This window comes from Actinomyces massiliensis 4401292 (assembly GCF_000269805.1).
Classification (GTDB): Bacteria; Actinomycetota; Actinomycetes; order Actinomycetales; family Actinomycetaceae; genus Actinomyces; species Actinomyces massiliensis.
The window spans coordinates 1329611-1345729 of the sequence record NZ_JH711481.1 but is presented as its reverse complement, the minus strand read 5'-3'; the positions used below and the strand labels follow the sequence as shown (position 1 = coordinate 1345729).

Genomic DNA, 16119 nt, shown 5'->3' with positions numbered 1-16119 from the left:
GGCCCCCGCCCACCGGCGGCTGCGCCCGCCGAGCTCAGCCGGGGACGATGGCGTCGATGACCAGCTCGCCGCTGCTGCTCGTGCCTCGAAGCATGAGCAGGCGCGGCTGCCCGGCTGCATTCCCGGAGGCATTGCTGGACGGCGGCAGCGCCCGGGCCGGAATGCCGGCCGCCTGCCACAACTGCTCGCCCGTCTTGAGGTCGTAGGCGACCGCATAGGCGTCAGTGGTGTCGTAGCTACTCGTGCCACTCGTAGTGGTCGTGGAGTCCCCCGTGGCGAACAGGGCGGCAGAATCCCCTCCGATGAGGCCCATGGGCCTCATGGTGCAGGCCCCTTCGGGCGGCGTGAATGTGACCTTCTTGTCGGTGCGCGTGGCCTCGCAGCCCGCAGCATCGGCCTCGACGGGCACCGAGGCGCCCGCCCCGACCACCGCGAACGTGTCGGACGCACCCTCGACCTTGGACAGATCGTTGGCGAAGTCCTTGGCCTCACGGTTCGCCGACATCGCCCAGGCCGGGTCTTTCGAGGTATCGCTGGAGATGCTGGCGATCTGGCCCCCCTGCGAATCGTAGACGGTGGCGGACGAGCTCCCCCGCACGACGAAGGCGTTGGTTCCCGCATCGAGATTGATGCCGCCGGGCTCGAAGTACTCGTCACCGGGAGCGGGATCCCTGCTGCCCGAACCCGTACGGGCGAAGTCGGGGGCGGTGTCGACGGCCTGGGAGTAGAGGACGTCCCCGGTGGCGGCGGACAGGACGTACAGGCGCTTGGAGTGGCCCTCATAGGCCAGAACGAAGCCGTTCCTGACGCGGGCCTTGGAGAAGTGGCCCTCCGAGCGCCAGGACTCCTTCCCGTCCTTGTCGATGGCGACCAGGGAGCCCTGGGAGCTGCTCGTGCCCTTGGTGTCGCCCTCAATGAGAACGGCGCGCTCGCCGTCGGAGCCCATGAGCTGATGGCCCGCCGGGCCGGGCACATCGTCAGAGGTGCTGCCATCGAGCGAGACCAGGGTCATCGCGTCGGATGTTCCCTTGCACGCCAGCGTCGTGTTGTTCCAGAAGCGGACCTTGTCGCACTTGCCCGTCCACGTCGGGGCCTGATCCGATGAATCGAGGTCGTACAGCGACCACTCGCCGGAGGACTTGACCGCCAGGGCGCCTCCGCCAGGCGCGGAGGCATAGTCGGATACGTCGGTGATATGGCGCAGCTCGACCACCTTGGCCTTGCCCGGCAGGGAGGCGAAGGTACCGGCGAGGGCGGCCTGACTGCGGTGACGCTGCCACAGGAACAGGCCTCCGGCGACCAGGACCAGGCAGACGACGACAACGGTGGCGATGCCCGCCACGATGAGCGGACGGCGACGCCGCCGGCGCGGCGCAGTGGCACCCGCGGCGGAGGCGGACGAGATGGTCGGCGTGCCCGGGGACGGGGATACCGCTACTGTCTCCCCGGCCGGCGTCGAGGGCGCGACCAGGGTGGGCGCGTACCCGTCCACAACCGTTGGGTCCGTCCCCGTCGTAGGAGCGGTGGGCGCAACGGTGTCCTCGCTCGGGGCTGACTCTGACTCCTCGCTCCACATGTACGGCACCGCCGACGGCGTCGAGGGCGGCGGCTCCTGGGCGCGCGGGGCCGCCGGCAGCCCCGCCAGACTGGGGGCGACGGCGGTCAGGGTCTGGGCGATCTCGGACGCAGCGGGTCGAGCCTCCGGCCGCTTGGCGAGCATCCGCTCGATCATCATCCACAAGGAGTCCGGGATGCCCTGCGGCCGCCCCGGCGCCCGCCGCGCATGCTGACCGAGGACCTGGGAGGGCGCGCCGACGAAGGGCGGTACACCGCACGCCGCTTCGTACAGGACGATTCCCAGCGAGTAGATGTCGGCGGCGGGGGTCGGTGCATGGACGTCGAGGATCTCCGGCGCCATGTACAGCGGCGTGCCGATGGCGCCGGTCGCTTTGGAGGAGGCCACCGTGCTGCAGATGCGGGCCACACCGAAGTCGGCCAGGCGCGGGATCCACGTGGTGACGGCCTGCCCGGCGGGCGCCTGGGCCGAGGCGCCAGGGGTATCGACGACGTCGATGAGGACGTTGGCCGGCTTGACGTCGCGGTGCACGACGCCGGCGCTGTGCACCACAGACAGCCCTTCGGCCAGGAGCGCCCCGACCCTGGCGACCTCGGCGGGAGGCATGGTGCCCCATGCCTCCAGAAGCCCGCGCATGTCCCCACCGCCGACGTGGTCCATGACGATGGCGGCGCTGTCCCCCTCGACCACCATGTCCTGCACACCGACGACATAGGGGGAACGCACTCGCATCAGGGTGGCGCGCTCGCGCACGAAGCGCTCGATGACCCCGGGATCCTGAAGAAGATCGGCGCGCAGGAGTTTCACCGCGAGGTTGATCGCGGGGCCGTCGACGCGGCGTCCCAGCCAGACCTCGCCCTGAGCGCCGGTGCCGATGAGGGAGGTCAGGACATAGGCGCTGCCGAGGCGACGGGGTTCTCCGGGGCTGGTCGGACTGGGGGCGGTCATGCGGGTTCCACTCGGGTCGGGGCTAGTCGGCTACGGGGCCAAACCTACAGCGTCGTGACCCGCGTGTGATGACGGTGGGCCATACTCACCCCTCCAATTCATTCTCCAGTTCGCCCTCCGGTTCATCCCCATTCACTCCCCGTGCAGTGCATGGGGAGTGAATGCGGATATGGGGAGTACCCGGCCATCCCCGGGTACGACACGTTTTCTCCCCGTGCAAAAGTGCCCATTCGTCGAGCGCTGAGAGTCTTTTACTGTGACACCGCGCCGCGAGCCCATTACGGCTCGAAGAGATCGCATCGACACCACACCGACATCACACGGACATCGCAGCGATATCGCGCAGCGCGGCCGCGTCAGAATGAAGATGACCATGAAGAATCGCGAAGAATCGTGAGGAATGAAGAATAGGAGGATCCGCAATGATCGGGATTCCAGGACGGGCTCTAGCCGCAGTGAGCGCAATCGGACTGGCCGCGAGCCTGACCGGATGCCAATTCGTGGAGGTCGGCAAAGGCGATGGCGATTCCAGCGCCACCCACCCCGCGACCTCTCAGGAGGTGAAAAGCACGCTGGCGGATACGCAGGCCGCGGCGGGTTCGACGGACCCCGTGGAGGTCGACTCGGAGCTGCCGGTGGTCGCCACGCGACAGACCTCCGACAATGACATTCCGCTGTCAGTCACGCTCAACTCGGTGAGCGTGACCGGTGGGATCACCACCGTCATCTTCTCTGTCACGAACGATACGCCGGGTTCTTCCAGCAATACCTGGTCCGTGATGACTCATTTCTCCGACGGATCCAATGATGTTCCCCTCAACGATGATGGAGCTACGACAAGCGGCGGAACCGAATTCAACACCGATGGCGTCACGGTTCTGGACACCTCAAGCAAGAAGATCTACCGATCCGCCTACGACACCGCCGGCGGATGCTTATGCTCCAGCACCGATGGCGTCGCCATCGCCCGAGGCGCCACCACAGTTCTGCAGACGTCTTTCGCGGCAGTGCCCGATGACGTGGACACCGTCACCGTCACCATTCCCATGGCGGGCGCTTTCGAGAATGTGCCGGTGACGCGATGAATTCCCGAACCGCGCATCAGAGGCACCAGCGAATTAGCAGAGCATTGAGAAGATTCAGTGGATCCACCGGATTCAAGAGATTTCGTGGATTCCGCATGGTGGCCTCACGACCCGCCGTCGCCGCGGCCGCCGTGACCGCGCTGGCGGCCGGACTCCTGGTCCCCGCGGCGGACTCGGCCGCCAAGGAAAGCGGTTCTCCGACGCCGAACCCGTCGGCGGCAGCAACAGCAACAGCAACAAAAGCGTCCCTGTCCCCCACGGCCACCAGAGCGATACCCCCAAAGTCGGCAACTCCTGATATCGCACCCGTCATAGACACGGTGGCCCCGGCGCTCTCCCTCGTCTTGCGCACGGGGGCGTCCGACGGCGCCGTCACCACCGACTCCGGCAAGGGCAGGACGAAGGCGACCCTCAACAGCGATGTCACCTTCGAGGTGGACTCGGCGACGCTGACGCCCCGTGCCACCGAGATCCTGGACGGCATCGTGTCGGACTGGGGCGGGACGCCGCCGGACTCGGTCACCGTGATCGGCCACACCGACTCGGTGGCCGACCACGCCCACAATCAAACCCTCTCCGAACAGCGGGCCCAGGCGGTGGCGGACTATCTGACCTCCCGGTCGCCCTCAGTAAAAGTAGAGGCCTCGGGAAAGGGGGAGACCCAGCCCGCGGCCAGCGAGACCAATGACGACGGCAGCGTCAGCGAGGAGGGCAGGGCCGCCAACCGCCGGGTGGAGCTCACCTGGAATCAGTAGCGATCGAGAACGGCGTCGGCCGCCTCCCACGCATGGGAGGCGGCCGACGCCGTCGTGAAGAAGAGCCTCAGGCCTTGGCGACGTCCAGCGGAATGCCGGGGCCCATGGTAGTGGCCATGGTCGCCTTGAGGATGTAGCGGCCCTTGGAGGTCGACGGCTTCAGACGCACAACCTCGTCCAGGACTGCCTGGAAGTTCTCGGTCAGCTGCTCCTGTGTGAAGGACACCTTGCCGATGATGAAGTTGAGGTTCGCGGCGCGGTCGACGCGGAACTCGATGCGGCCGCCCTTGATGTCGGTGACGGCCTTGGCCACGTCCATCGTCACAGTGCCGGTCTTGGGGTTGGGCATGAGGCCACGGGGACCGAGCACGCGGCCGAGACGGCCGACCTTGCCCATGAGGTCCGGGGTGGCGACGGCGGCGTCGAAGTCGGTGTAACCGCCTGCGACCTTCGCGATGAGATCATCGCTGCCGACCTCGTCGGCGCCCGCGGCGAGGGCCTGCTCGGCGCGCTCTCCCTGGGCGAAGACGACGACGCGTGCGGTCTTGCCGGTACCGTGCGGCAGGGACACGGTACCGCGCACCATCTGGTCGGCCTTGCGGGGGTCCACGCCAAGACGGAGGACGACATCCACGGTGGAGTCGAACTTCGTGACGGACGTGGCCTTGGCGAGTGCGACGGCCTCGGCCGGGGTGTAGAGGACTCCGGACTGAATCTTCTCAGCGGCGGCTCGATAGGCCTTGCTGCGCTTGGTCATCTGCTTCTCCTTAGCAGTCGTGGTGAACGGGCCGCGCCGGCCCTTCCACGGGGGGGTTCGATCGGGGGTGCGATGTCAGTCGCGGCTCAGGCCTCAACGGTGATGCCCATGGAACGGGCGGTGCCGGCGATGATCTTGGAGGCGGCCTCGACGTCGTTGGCGTTGAGGTCGGCCATCTTGGACTCGGCGATCTCGCGCACCTGGGCGGCGGTGAGCGAGCCGACCTTGTCGGCGTGGGGGCTCGGGGAGCCCTTGGGCACGCCCGCGGCCTTCTTGATGAGCTCGGCGGCCGGCGGCGTCTTGGTCACGAAGGTGAAGGAGCGGTCCTCGTAGACCGTGATCTCCACCGGGATGACGTTGCCGCGCTGGGACTCGGTCGCGGCGTTGTAGGCCTTGCAGAACTCCATGATGTTCACGCCGTGCTGACCGAGCGCGGGGCCGATCGGCGGGGCGGGGTTGGCCTGGCCGGCCTGGATCTGGAGCTTGATGAGCCCAGAGACCTTCTTCTTGGGAGCCATGTGGATGGATCTCTTTCTTGTCCGGAGAGCTGCACGCCTGCCGTGCAGCGGAGTGCGTGCGCATGCGCCTGCACAACCTGCATATTGCGCGACCATAAGGCATACGCACACACGAACGCTCATCTTATCCCCGACCGGAGTCCGCGGAGCGTTCGGTGCACGGAATCACAGCGGCGACTCGTGTGAAACGCGACGCCCGTCGTCGGTCCCACTGGCCGACGACGGGCGTCGCGGTGCACAACAGTGCTCAGGAGTCCTCGGGGCCGGAGCCGACGACCCCTACCGCCTCAGATCTTGGCGACCTGGGAGAAGGACAGCTCGGCCGGAGTGTCGCGGCCGAACAGCGAGATGAGCACCTGGAGCTTCTGGGTCTCGGGATGGATCTCGGCAATGGTGGCCGGGAGGGATTCGAAGGGGCCATCGGTGACGATGACGGACTCGCCCGCCTCGAAAGCGACCTCGTAGACCGGACCGTCCGAGGACGCCTTGGCGCTCGCGCCCTCCTGGGGAGCGGCCTTGGCGGCGGTCTGCTTGGCGGCGATCTCCTCGGGCGTGGGGCCGAGCTGGGAGACGGCCTCCTCGAAGGTCAGCGGCACCGGGTTATAGCGGTCGCCGACGAAGCCGGTCACGGCCGGGGTGTCCTTGATGGTGCGCCACACCTTATCCGAGGTCTCCGGGTCGTCCAGGTCCATGCGCACGAAGACGTACCCGGGGATGCGCACCCGGGAGACTTCCTTCTTCTTGCCGGCGTTCTTGATCTCGATGACCGTCTCCATGGGGACGACGGCGTCGAACACATAGTCCTCGATCTCGAAGTTCTCGGCGCGGGCGGCGATATCGGCGGCCACACGGCGCTCATAGCCAGAGTAGGTGTGCAGGACGTACCACTCGCCGGGCAGCGAGGACATCTGCTTGCGGAACTCCTCGACGGGATCGACCTCGGGCTCGGGCGCGGCGGGCGCCGGCTCAGCCTCTTCGGCGGACTCAGCCGGCTCAGCCTCTTCGACCTCCTCGGCGACGGCCTCCTCGGCCTGAGAGTCCAGGGAGTCGGGCTGCGCCTCATCCAGCTGGACGGCCTCCTCGTCGACCTCGTCGATGACAGGAGCAAGCTCCTCGGGAAGGATCTGCTCGGACGGCTCGGACACGATGTACCTGCTTTCCTCGGGCGGATGCGACTGAGGGCGACGCCCGGCTTCAGTGAGTCTCGGAGGAGTCTCAGGGGCTCAGGGGTTCAAGGGTTGGGGAGTTGTCAGAATTATCAGGGATTGTCAAGGAGTCGGAGTCAGAGTCGGCTGCACGCCTCCCCCGGGGCGGGAGAAGGCCCACATCACGAGCCGATCGAAGGCGAAGTCGAGCACCCCGGTGAAGGCCATGATCGCCGCGATGAACACCACGACGACGAGGAAGTAGGTCCACAACTCATTGCTCGTGGGCCAGACGACCTTGCGCAGCTCGTCGATCACCTGGCGGAAGAACAGGACGATGCCCCCCAGGGGGCCGCGCCTGGTGCTCTGCTTGCGCCTGGCGACGCTCGCGCTCTCACTCATGCTCTGAGGTTCCTCGGGTTCGACGGTTCGATCATGCCCTTAATGGGCGAGAGGACGGAACCGACGGTATCCCCGACAGATCCGCCGTTCTCAGCAGGGCAGGCGGGACTCGAACCCACAACCGCCGGTTTTGGAGACCGGTGCGCTACCAATTGCGCCACTGCCCTTCAGCGGTGCCCCATCTTGTCACAGGTTCGCCCGGATGGCGAAGCGCCGGGACGTGGACTGCGCCACGCGAGTCGGCCCATCGCCGGCAGATCGGCATGCTCACGCGCTCCTCACCGCGCTCATCGCCGTACGCATCACCGCGCTCCTCACCGGCTCGCGCCTCACGATCCCGGCACTCCCGGCGGCCCCGTGCGCCCCGTGTGACGGGCGCATGACACCCATGCGTGGGACCATGAGCCCGTGAGCACCGATAACACCGAACGCACGGCCCCCAGGAGCCGCGTCTCCGCCCGCCTGTCCGCCATCGCCCCCTCAGCCACCCTGGCCGTGGACGCCAAGGCCAAGGCCCTCAAGGCCGCCGGCCGCCCCGTCATCGGCTTCGGAGCCGGGGAACCCGACTTCCCCACGCCCGACTACATCGTCGAGGCCGCCGTCGCCGCCGCGAAGGACCCGGCCAGTCACAAGTACTCCCCCGCCAAGGGCCTGCCGGCGCTGCGCGAGGCCATCGCCGCCAAGACGCTGCGCGACTCCGGCTATGAGGTCTCCCCCGACGACATCCTGGTCACCAACGGCGGCAAGCAGGCCGTCTTCCAGGCCTTCGCCGCACTCGTGGACCCCGGCGACGAGGTCCTGCTGCCCGCCCCCTACTGGACCACCTACCCCGAGGCCATCGCCCTGGCCGGGGGCACCACGGTGGAGGTCTTCGCCGGCGCCGACCAGGACTACAAGGTCACGGTGGACCAGCTGGAGGCGGCCCGCACGCCGCGCAGCAAGGCCCTGCTCCTGTGCTCGCCGTCGAACCCGACCGGCTCGGTCTACACCCCCGAGGAGCTGAGGGCCCTGGGCGAGTGGGCGCTGGAGCACGGCATCTGGGTCATCACCGATGAGATCTACGAGCACCTGCTCTACGACGGCGCCCAGCCCGCCCACGTCGTCGCCCTGGTGCCCGAGCTCGCCGACCAGACGGTGGTGCTCAACGGGGTGGCCAAGACCTACGCCATGACCGGCTGGCGCGTGGGCTGGATGATCGGCCCCTCCGACGTCATCAAGGCGGCCACCAACTTCCAGTCCCACCTGACCTCCAACGTCGCCAACGTCTCCCAGCGGGCGGCACTGGCGGCCGTCAGCGGCGATCTGACCGCCGTGGAGGAGATGCGCAGCGCCTTCGACCGCCGCCGCCGGACCATAGTGGAGATGCTCTCCACCATCGAGGGGCTGACCGTGCCCGTGCCGCGCGGCGCCTTCTACGCCTACCCCAGCATGGAGGCGCTGCTCGGCCGCAGCCTGCGCGGGACCGCCATCGACTCCTCGGCCACCCTGGCCGGGCTCATCCTGGAGCACGCCGAGGTCGCCGTCGTGCCCGGTGAGGCCTTCGGGCCCTCCGGCTTCCTGCGCCTGTCCTACGCGCTGGGCGACGACGACCTGGTCGAGGGCGTCGGCCGCATCCAGACGCTCCTGGCCGAGGTGGACTGAGCCAGCAGAGCAGTTGTCAGCAGTTGTCAGCAGCCGGCGGGGCCGGAGCCCGAGGAATGGGCTCCGGCCCCGCCGGCGTCGCAAGGCTCAGTTCGCGCAATCGTCGGCGGCCGTCTGCGGCAGCGAGTCGAAGTCGTCGCCGCGGCGGCGCAGGTGCGGATCCTGCTCCAGGTAGGAGGCGGTCTCCCGGGCGATCAGGCCGGACAGGACCAGCAGGCCGATGAGGTTCGGAATGGCCATGAGGCCGTTGGCGATGTCGGCGAAGGTCCACACGTCCTTCAGCTCGGTGACCGCGCCCAGGAAGACGACGCAGGTGAAGATGAGCCGGAAGGGCAGCACGCCGTGCACGCCCACCAGCCGCTCCGCGCAACGGTCGCCGTAGTAGGCCCAGCCCAGGATCGTCGACGCCGCCAGGAAGACGATCGAGACCGACACGATGTAGTGGCCCCACTCTCCCGGCAGACCATGGGTGAAGGCGTCTCCGGTCATGGTGGCCGGGTCCGAGCCCGTCCAGGTCCCGGTCGTCAGGATCACCAGCCCCGTACAGGTCACGACCACGATCGTGTCGATGAAGGTCTGGGTCATGGAGACCAGCCCTTGACGGGTGGGGTGGTTGGTCCTGGCCGCAGCGGCCGCGATGGCGGCCGACCCCATTCCGGACTCGTTGGAGAAGATGCCGCGCGCCGCCCCGAACTGCACGGCCATGAGGAACGTCGATCCGGCGAAACCGCCGAGCGCACCGTGCCCGGTGAAGGCGCCGCCGAGCACCAGGCCGAGCGCCGCGGGGATCCCGGAGGCGTTGGCGGCCAGGATGTAGAAGCAGCCGCCGACGTAGAAGACGATCATCATCGGCACGAAGGCGCTGGTCACCGTGCCGATCGCCTCGATCCCGCCCAGAAGGACGGCGCCCACGGCGATCGCCAGGGCGATGCCGACGACGGCGCCGTCCCAGCCGAAGGAGTTGTGCAGCTGAGCCGCCACCGCGTTGGACTGCGTCATCGAGCCGATGCCGAAGGAGGCCAGAATGGCGGCGCAGGCGAAGAAGATCGACAGCGCCTTCCCCGCGACGCCGGGCACGGCGCGCATGAGGTAGTACTGAGGGCCGCCGGACTGCCGCCCGCGGGCGTCGACGGTGCGGAACCGCACCGCGAGGAAGGCTTCGGCGTATTTCGAGGCCATGCCGAACAGGGCCGTGACCCACATCCAGAACAGGGCGCCCGGGCCGCCCAGGTGAATCGCAGTGGCGACCCCCACGATGTTGCCCACGCCCACGGTGGCCGCCAGCGCTGTGGTCAGAGCCTGGTAGTGGGAGATGTCCCCCTCCGCGCTCGCGTCTTCTCCGCCGCCGTCGCGCTGCAGAAAGGCGAAGCGCAGCGCGGGGCCGAGTTTTCGAACCTGCAGCCCCCGCAGCCTGATCGTCAGCACCACGCCGGTGCCCAGCAGCAGGGGGATGAGGAGCCATGGCCCCCACAGGAAGGCGTCGAAAGCCTCGAGGCCATCGCTGAGGGCACTGAGGGCGCCGGCGGGCGCTGCGGCGCTGGCGGGCGCTGCGGAGCCCGCAATGGGATGGGCTGCGGCAAAGGTGGGATCGAGCATTGGACGCGCCTTTCCGTCCCCGGGTCGGGTGTGCGCCGCACCGTATGCGCACGCACGATGACGGGAAGGTGACATCCGCCATGCGGACAGGGGCTAAGGGCTGCGGGGAGGCGGAGAGGAGCTCCGGGCGCATGCGCCCATGCCGCTAGTTCAGTGTTTCCAGGTTCCCAGGTTCCCAGGTTTCCAGCGCGGTTTCTAGGACGGCCGCGGCCTCAGTGCGCACCCCGCCTGGCCTGAATCTCCCGGGCCTGGGCCAGCCAGGTCTCGGCGCGCGCGAGCCGCCCCTCGGCGTCGGGGCGCCACGGACCGCCGTCCTCCCGGCGCGCACCCGCGACCAGAGACAGGACGACGCCGGCGCAGCGGGCACGCAGAGAGACCGGATCGACCTGCTGCTCGGCCAGGCGCGTCCACACCTCCAGCACCGGGCGCAGATGGGGGTAGGAGGCCGGGGCCAGATGGTCCAGAACACTGACATGGCCGAGCAGACAGGCGAGGTCGTCCACACGGTGACCGGGCCCCAGGGAATCCACATCGAGCATGCTCGCCACGCCCTCGCCTTCCATGAGGACATTCGCCTCGTAGAAGTCGCCGTGCACCGGGACGATCGGACCGGGATCGGAGGCCGCCATGAGCTGCTCGACGCCGTCGGCGATGGCGCGCGCCCGCAGAGCATGCTCGGGAAGCACCGTCGAGGCCGCATGCGCGTAGTGGCGAGCCCGCTCGGACCAGGCCGGGTGAGGGGTGAGCTGCAGGGCGCTGGTGGGCAGCGCGTCCAGAAGCGTGGTCAGGGAGGTGAAGACGCGGGCGGCGCGCCCCTCGTCCATGCCGCGGGAGAGCAGGCCCGACAGGGCCACACCGCGCCCGGTCGACAGCAGCACGAGGCCGTCCGGGTCGTCGCGCAGGACATCGGGCGCGGGCACGCCCGCCGCGCGCAGCATGCGATGCCGATCCGCGAAAGCGGACGACTGGCCGGGCCGCAGCACCTTGGCGTAAGCGGTCGACGAGTCCGAGTAGGTCACGCGCACGACCGCGCGCCGCGTGGGCCGATAAGCCACCATGGTGGCTTTAATCGGCGTGCCCAGACGCCGGGAGAGCAGCGACGGAGTGCAGGCGATCGCCAACGCCGGCAGCTCGGGATCAGCGGGATGCCGCCAGACATGAACGACCGGCCCCTCCCCGCCGCGCGGCGAGACCCGGGTCAGGCCCGCCGCCTGGGGGTTGGACAGGCGCGCGGTCGTCGCACACAGATACTCAGTGCGATGAGACCCGTTCGGGGTGACCACGACGGCCGTGTAGCCGACGGAGACCCCGGCGCCCGGCCGATGGTGGACCGAGTGCACTTCCCAGCTCAACAGCTGCTGGCCGACCGGGGCCAGCGCTCCGGACAGGACGGAGGCGGCACGCGGCCCGGTCAGGAGGGCGACCTCCTCGGGCTCACGTGCGACCTGCGTTCTGCTCATGGGAGTAGTGTGCCTCACCGCGAGGCGTCATCCGCCACATCCGCGACGACTTTTGCGGCTGAGGGCTGACACCGGCGCATGACGGCGCCGTCGGCGACCAGGACCAGCACGACCGGGCGCATGACACAATCCGGTCTCATGCGCGACCTCTCCCGCCTGCCCAAGGCGCACCTGCATCTGCACTTCACGGGGGCGATGCGCTTGGAGACGCTGGTGGACCTGGCCCAGGCCTCGCGCACGCGCCTGCCGTCGTCCTTCATCGACGGCGACCCGCTCCGGGTCCCGGCCGACCACCGCGGCTGGTTCCGCTTCCAGCGGGCCTACGACACCGCCCGCCACCTGGTCACCACTGAGGAGACCATGCGCAGGATCGTGCTGGAGGCCGCGCTCGACGACGCCGCAGAGGGCTCGCGGCGCCTGGAGATCCAGGTGGATCCGACCTCCTACGCCCCCTTCGTGGGAGGCCTCACGCCGGCGCTGGAGATCGTCCTCGACGCGGCGAGCCAGGCGACGATCCTGTCGGGGATCGAGGTCGCCGTCGTGGTGGCGGCCTCCCGCATGCGCCACCCCCTGGACGCGCGCACGCTCGCCCGGCTCGCAGCCAGGTATGCGGGGGACGCTCCGGGCACGGTCGTCGGCTTCGGGCTGAGCAACGACGAGCGCGCCGGCCGGACCAGCGCGTGGGAGCCCGCCTTCGCGATCGCCCGCCGCGCGGGACTCGCCTCGCTCCCGCACGGCGGCGAGCTGCTGGGGCCCGAGCACGTGCGCGACGTGGTGACGGCCCTGGGGCCGACGCGGCTGGGGCACGGCGTGCGCGCGAGCGAGGATCCGGCGCTGCTGGACTCCGTGGTCGCCGCGGGCATCAGCCTGGAGGTGTGCCCCACCTCGAACGTGTGCCTGGGGGTCTACCGCACCGCCGAGGACGTTCCGCTGGCGACTCTGCTCGAGCACGGGGCGCAGGTCGCACTCAGTGCCGACGATCCGCTCCTGTTCCAGTCGCGGCTGACCGACCAGTACGAGATCGCGCGCCGGCTCGGCCTGAGCGACACCGCCCTGGCCGAGCTGGCGCGCAGCTCGATCCGGGCCTGCCTGGCCTCGCCGACCTCCAAGCGCCGATGGCTGGCGGAGATCGACGCCTGGCTGGCCGGCCCAGCGGATCAGGAGACGGTGGTGCCGGTCTCCTCCGGATCCTGAGGCTCGTCCGCAGCCTCCGTTACCTCGGCTGCCGGCTCAGCCGGGGCCTCGCCCGCGAACTGAGGCTCCGCCGCCTCCTCCCCAGCCTCAACCACGGACTGCGCCTCATCCTCGATTACGGCCGCGCTCACAGCCTCATCGGGGTTATCAGGGTTACCGGAGGGCTCAACCGTCTCCCTGCCCCGCTCGAGTCGAGCGGCGCGACGGTTGGCCCGGTCCAGGACCACGGCGGTGATGCAGCCGAGCCCCGCGGCGATCGCAGTGATCATGAAGATGATCCGATATCCCGTGGCCGGGTCGGAGACGTAGCTGTCAAGGATACGACCGTTGAGGTTGTAGCCCCACAGGACGGAGGCGTAGGCCAGAAGGGAGCCGACCGCCATGGCGGATCCATCGATCTCCTCGGGCAGCTCCAGCTCGCCGATAGGCGCCAGAATCACGGACTTGCCGAGGAAGGTGGCCAGAGCCACCAGAACGAGCAGGCAGACGATGGGCCCGATCATGCCCGACGTGGCCGGCAGTACCAGGATGATGTTGCAGGCCACTGCGACGATGCCCAGAGCGACCATCATCATCCTGGTAGATGATTTGAAGACGTAGTCGGCCGTGACTCCCGAGATGATTCCGGCGAACATGGCGACCACGCCCACGTTGAAGATGCCGAAGGTCGCCGCCACCGCGGTAGAGGCCCCGAAGACCTGCTCCAGGTACGGGGCGGAGATGTACATGAGGTTGACGTCGCACCAGTACACGGCCATTGCGGCGATGCCGGCGAGCCAGATGCGGGGAAGGGCGAGCACGTGCAGCAGGCCCTTGAGAGCGGCCATCGAATGCGAGGCGTTCTCCGCGGTGGCGATCTTGGTGTCGGGGACGCGGCGCGCCACGGCGAGCATCATCGGCATCAAGAGCAGGGCGTAGCCGATGGCGAAGCCGCGCATGACGGTGGTCGTCGAATCGGGCAGGACGATGAGGACCAGGATGACGATTCCGTTCAGGACGAACTCGGTCAAACGGCGGATCGCCTCCAGCAGCCCCATCGCCAGGCCCCTGCCCTTGCGGTCCTGATCCGCCGCCAGAACGCACACGCCGTTGGCGACGGCGGGCCATATGATGGCATCGACGACCGCCCAGGAGATCGCAATGGCGCTCATGATCACGAAGGGCGGAATGAACACGAACAGGATGAGGCCGGTGATCATTCTCCAGCCCATGCCGTACAGGATGATTGTGCGCACTCGGACGCGATTGTTGACCCAGCCCGCGGGCACATACATGAACATGGCCAGGCCGAGGTAGGTCATGAGCAGGCCGAACTGGGTTTGAGTAATTCCGAGGGTCTCCTGCAGAGGAATCATAAGTGATCCCTTGAAGGCCTCGAAACTCCCATAGATGATCTCTCCGGACAGGGAGATGATCAGGAAGGGCAGGATGCGGCCCCGGCGCATGAAGGCGGGGAGGAGTGATGCTGAACCTGAACGCGGACTCATCGGGATATCTCCTCAAGAGAGATCGGGTGATGTAACGGGGAAGGAGAGTCGGGGCCCTGAGCGAGAATAGTGAGATCGACAGCGGTTATCCGACGTCGGGATTGTCAATTGTCATTGCGCTGATGAGATGGAGAACATAACGGCATGGCCGGTGTTCGAACAGAACATGGCAGGAATGAAATAGGAACGATCGTGGGAGTAAAGAGACGCGTTCCGGATAATACTGATAATACAGAACGCGCGGGGCCGTGCCGCTGCGCCATCATTACTCGACAGCACAGAGAATTGCCAACCGCGGTCGTTGTACGAGATTACGGGCTCTCGTCAGCCGACCGTCACAGCCCGTCAGCCAACCATCACAGCCCTCCGGTGGGGCGGTCCAGGTGGAGAAAGACCCGGGCGGGACTCCCCTGTCCCGAGCGATGTGTTCAGCGCGCCGGGCCCGCGGCGAGAAGCGGATAGACATCGCTGAACACCCCGGTACAGCCCCAGTTGAATAATTGGTTGGCGCGGTCGGGCCGATTGACCGTCCACACGTTGACGCCGTAGCCGGCCGCGCGGGCGGCGTGCACCATCGCCTCGGTCAGCCCCTCGTCCTCTGGGTGGATGGCGACGGCTCCGCACAGCTCGGCCACCGAGCGCCAGTCGGGCCGGATGGTCGCCGACTTGTACAGGACGGCGGTGGCGTACTGGGGGTGGCGCTGGTGGAAGGCCATGAGCAGGGGCTGACTGAAGGAGGACACGAGGACCTGCCTGCACGCGTCGAGCCGCTCCAGCGCCGCGGCGAGCGCATCGACCAGCTCGATACTGCGGGCGGCCCCCTGCTCGTTGGCCTTGAGCTCGATGTTGGCGTTGATTCCGCGCTCATTCATGAAGTCGATGAAGCTGTCCAGCGTGGGAATGCGCTGGCCGGCGAAACCGGGGCCGAACCAGCCGCCGGCGTCGATGTTCTCGAGGTCGGCGGCCCGCAGCCCGTAGATGCTGCCGCTGCGGTCGGTGGTCCGTCCCAGAGCAGTGTCATGGATGATCACCGGGGTCGAATCGGCGAGCAGGTCGATATCGGTCTCGATCCACCTGGCGCCCGCGTCGGCGGCTGCGCAGAAGGCCGCCATCGTGTTCTCGGGGGCGGCCGAGGGCAGCCCCCGATGGGCCAGTACCGCGCGCTCGAGGCAGGGAGCATTGCGCTTCGCAAGCGCCGGTGCCCGGCCGGCTCCGTCCGGCCCGTCTGCAGCCCCGCCTGCAGCCCGACCTGCACTGCTCGTCGCAGTCACGGTCATGCCGGCGATGCGCGCGAGCGCCCGCGCGGTGGGGCCCTCACGACTCCCATCGTGAGGACCCGACGGCCCCGACGTGTCTGGCGTACTCGACGTATCCGGCATGTGCAGTCTTCTTCCCCGGTCTCGACGTCCGGGTCCAGACTAGCGCGCCACCCGCCCACGCCGAGATCGGTCCGCTTCCGCACCGAGATCGGTCCAGTTCCGCACCGAAATCGGTCCGCTTCCGCACCGAGATCGGTCCGCTTCCGCACCGAGATCGGTTCGGCGGGCCGCCCGGC

Annotated in this window: 13 protein-coding genes and 1 tRNA gene; 4 read left to right on the top strand and 10 right to left on the bottom strand. The window is 68.4% G+C overall.

Annotation, left to right across the window (positions count from 1 at the left end; genetic code table 11):
• Nucleotides 1–34: 34 nt before the first annotated feature.
• Nucleotides 35–2524: a serine/threonine-protein kinase gene (locus W5W_RS0105665; protein ID WP_017194696.1), complete on the bottom strand. Its 2490-nt coding sequence runs from the start codon at nt 2522–2524 to the stop codon at nt 35–37.
• 422 nt (nt 2525–2946) lie between these two features.
• On the opposite strand from W5W_RS0105665, the gene W5W_RS0105660 reads away from it, so the two are divergent.
• Together W5W_RS0105660 and W5W_RS14705 are read left to right on the top strand one after the other, a co-directional pair.
• Entirely contained in the window at nt 2947–3609 is a 663-nt protein-coding gene (locus tag W5W_RS0105660; protein WP_029574100.1) for a hypothetical protein, read from the top strand.
• Between the two features lie 95 nt (nt 3610–3704).
• Nucleotides 3705–4364 carry an OmpA family protein gene (locus tag W5W_RS14705; protein WP_008733245.1) on the top strand — a complete coding sequence of 220 codons (660 nt, stop codon included), beginning with the start codon at nt 3705–3707 and terminating at the stop codon, nt 4362–4364.
• A 67-nt stretch (nt 4365–4431) separates the two neighbouring features.
• Here W5W_RS14705 and rplA read toward each other — a convergent pair whose 3' ends face one another.
• The 5 genes from rplA to W5W_RS0105630 form a co-directional block, all read right to left on the bottom strand.
• A complete protein-coding gene (gene rplA / locus W5W_RS0105650) occupies nt 4432–5121 on the bottom strand; it encodes a 50S ribosomal protein L1 (protein WP_008729737.1) in 690 nt (229 codons plus the stop codon).
• An 86-nt stretch (nt 5122–5207) separates the two neighbouring features.
• Nucleotides 5208–5639, bottom strand: coding sequence for a 50S ribosomal protein L11 (rplK, locus tag W5W_RS0105645; protein WP_008729734.1), 432 nt, complete (start codon nt 5637–5639; stop codon nt 5208–5210).
• 287 nt (nt 5640–5926) lie between these two features.
• Nucleotides 5927–6784, bottom strand: a complete 858-nt coding sequence (gene nusG, locus W5W_RS0105640) for a transcription termination/antitermination protein NusG (RefSeq protein ID WP_008729735.1) — start codon at nt 6782–6784, stop codon at nt 5927–5929.
• A gap of 123 nt (nt 6785–6907) precedes the next feature.
• Nucleotides 6908–7186, bottom strand: a complete 279-nt coding sequence (secE, locus tag W5W_RS0105635) for a preprotein translocase subunit SecE (RefSeq protein WP_008729736.1) — start codon at nt 7184–7186, stop codon at nt 6908–6910.
• Between the two features lie 94 nt (nt 7187–7280).
• Nucleotides 7281–7353, bottom strand: a tRNA-Trp gene (locus W5W_RS0105630).
• A 241-nt stretch (nt 7354–7594) separates the two neighbouring features.
• On the opposite strand from W5W_RS0105630, the gene W5W_RS0105620 reads away from it, so the two are divergent.
• Entirely contained in the window at nt 7595–8827 is a 1233-nt protein-coding gene (locus W5W_RS0105620) for a pyridoxal phosphate-dependent aminotransferase (protein WP_017194692.1), read from the top strand.
• 87 nt (nt 8828–8914) lie between these two features.
• Here the strand turns inward: W5W_RS0105620 and W5W_RS0105615 are convergent, their stop codons facing one another.
• A complete protein-coding gene (locus W5W_RS0105615) occupies nt 8915–10423 on the bottom strand; it encodes an alanine/glycine:cation symporter family protein (protein ID WP_017194691.1) in 1509 nt (502 codons plus the stop codon).
• A 212-nt stretch (nt 10424–10635) separates the two neighbouring features.
• Nucleotides 10636–11883: a phosphotransferase gene (locus W5W_RS0105610; protein WP_017194690.1), complete on the bottom strand. Its 1248-nt coding sequence runs from the start codon at nt 11881–11883 to the stop codon at nt 10636–10638.
• Nucleotides 11884–12021: 138 nt separating this feature from the next.
• On the opposite strand from W5W_RS0105610, the gene W5W_RS0105600 reads away from it, so the two are divergent.
• Complete coding sequence (locus W5W_RS0105600) at nt 12022–13077, top strand: adenosine deaminase (RefSeq protein WP_017194688.1); 1056 nt, start codon at nt 12022–12024, stop codon at nt 13075–13077.
• Here W5W_RS0105600 and W5W_RS0105595 read toward each other — a convergent pair.
• Both W5W_RS0105595 and W5W_RS0105590 read right to left on the bottom strand, forming a co-directional pair.
• Nucleotides 13041–14564, bottom strand: coding sequence for an MFS transporter (locus tag W5W_RS0105595; protein WP_017194687.1), 1524 nt, complete (start codon nt 14562–14564; stop codon nt 13041–13043). The genes W5W_RS0105600 and W5W_RS0105595 overlap by 37 nt on opposite strands.
• Nucleotides 14565–14992: 428 nt before the next feature.
• On the bottom strand, nt 14993–15841 hold the full coding sequence (locus tag W5W_RS0105590) for a glycerophosphodiester phosphodiesterase family protein (RefSeq protein WP_238533264.1): 849 nt from the start codon (nt 15839–15841) through the stop codon (nt 14993–14995).
• Nucleotides 15842–16119 lie beyond the last annotated feature (278 nt).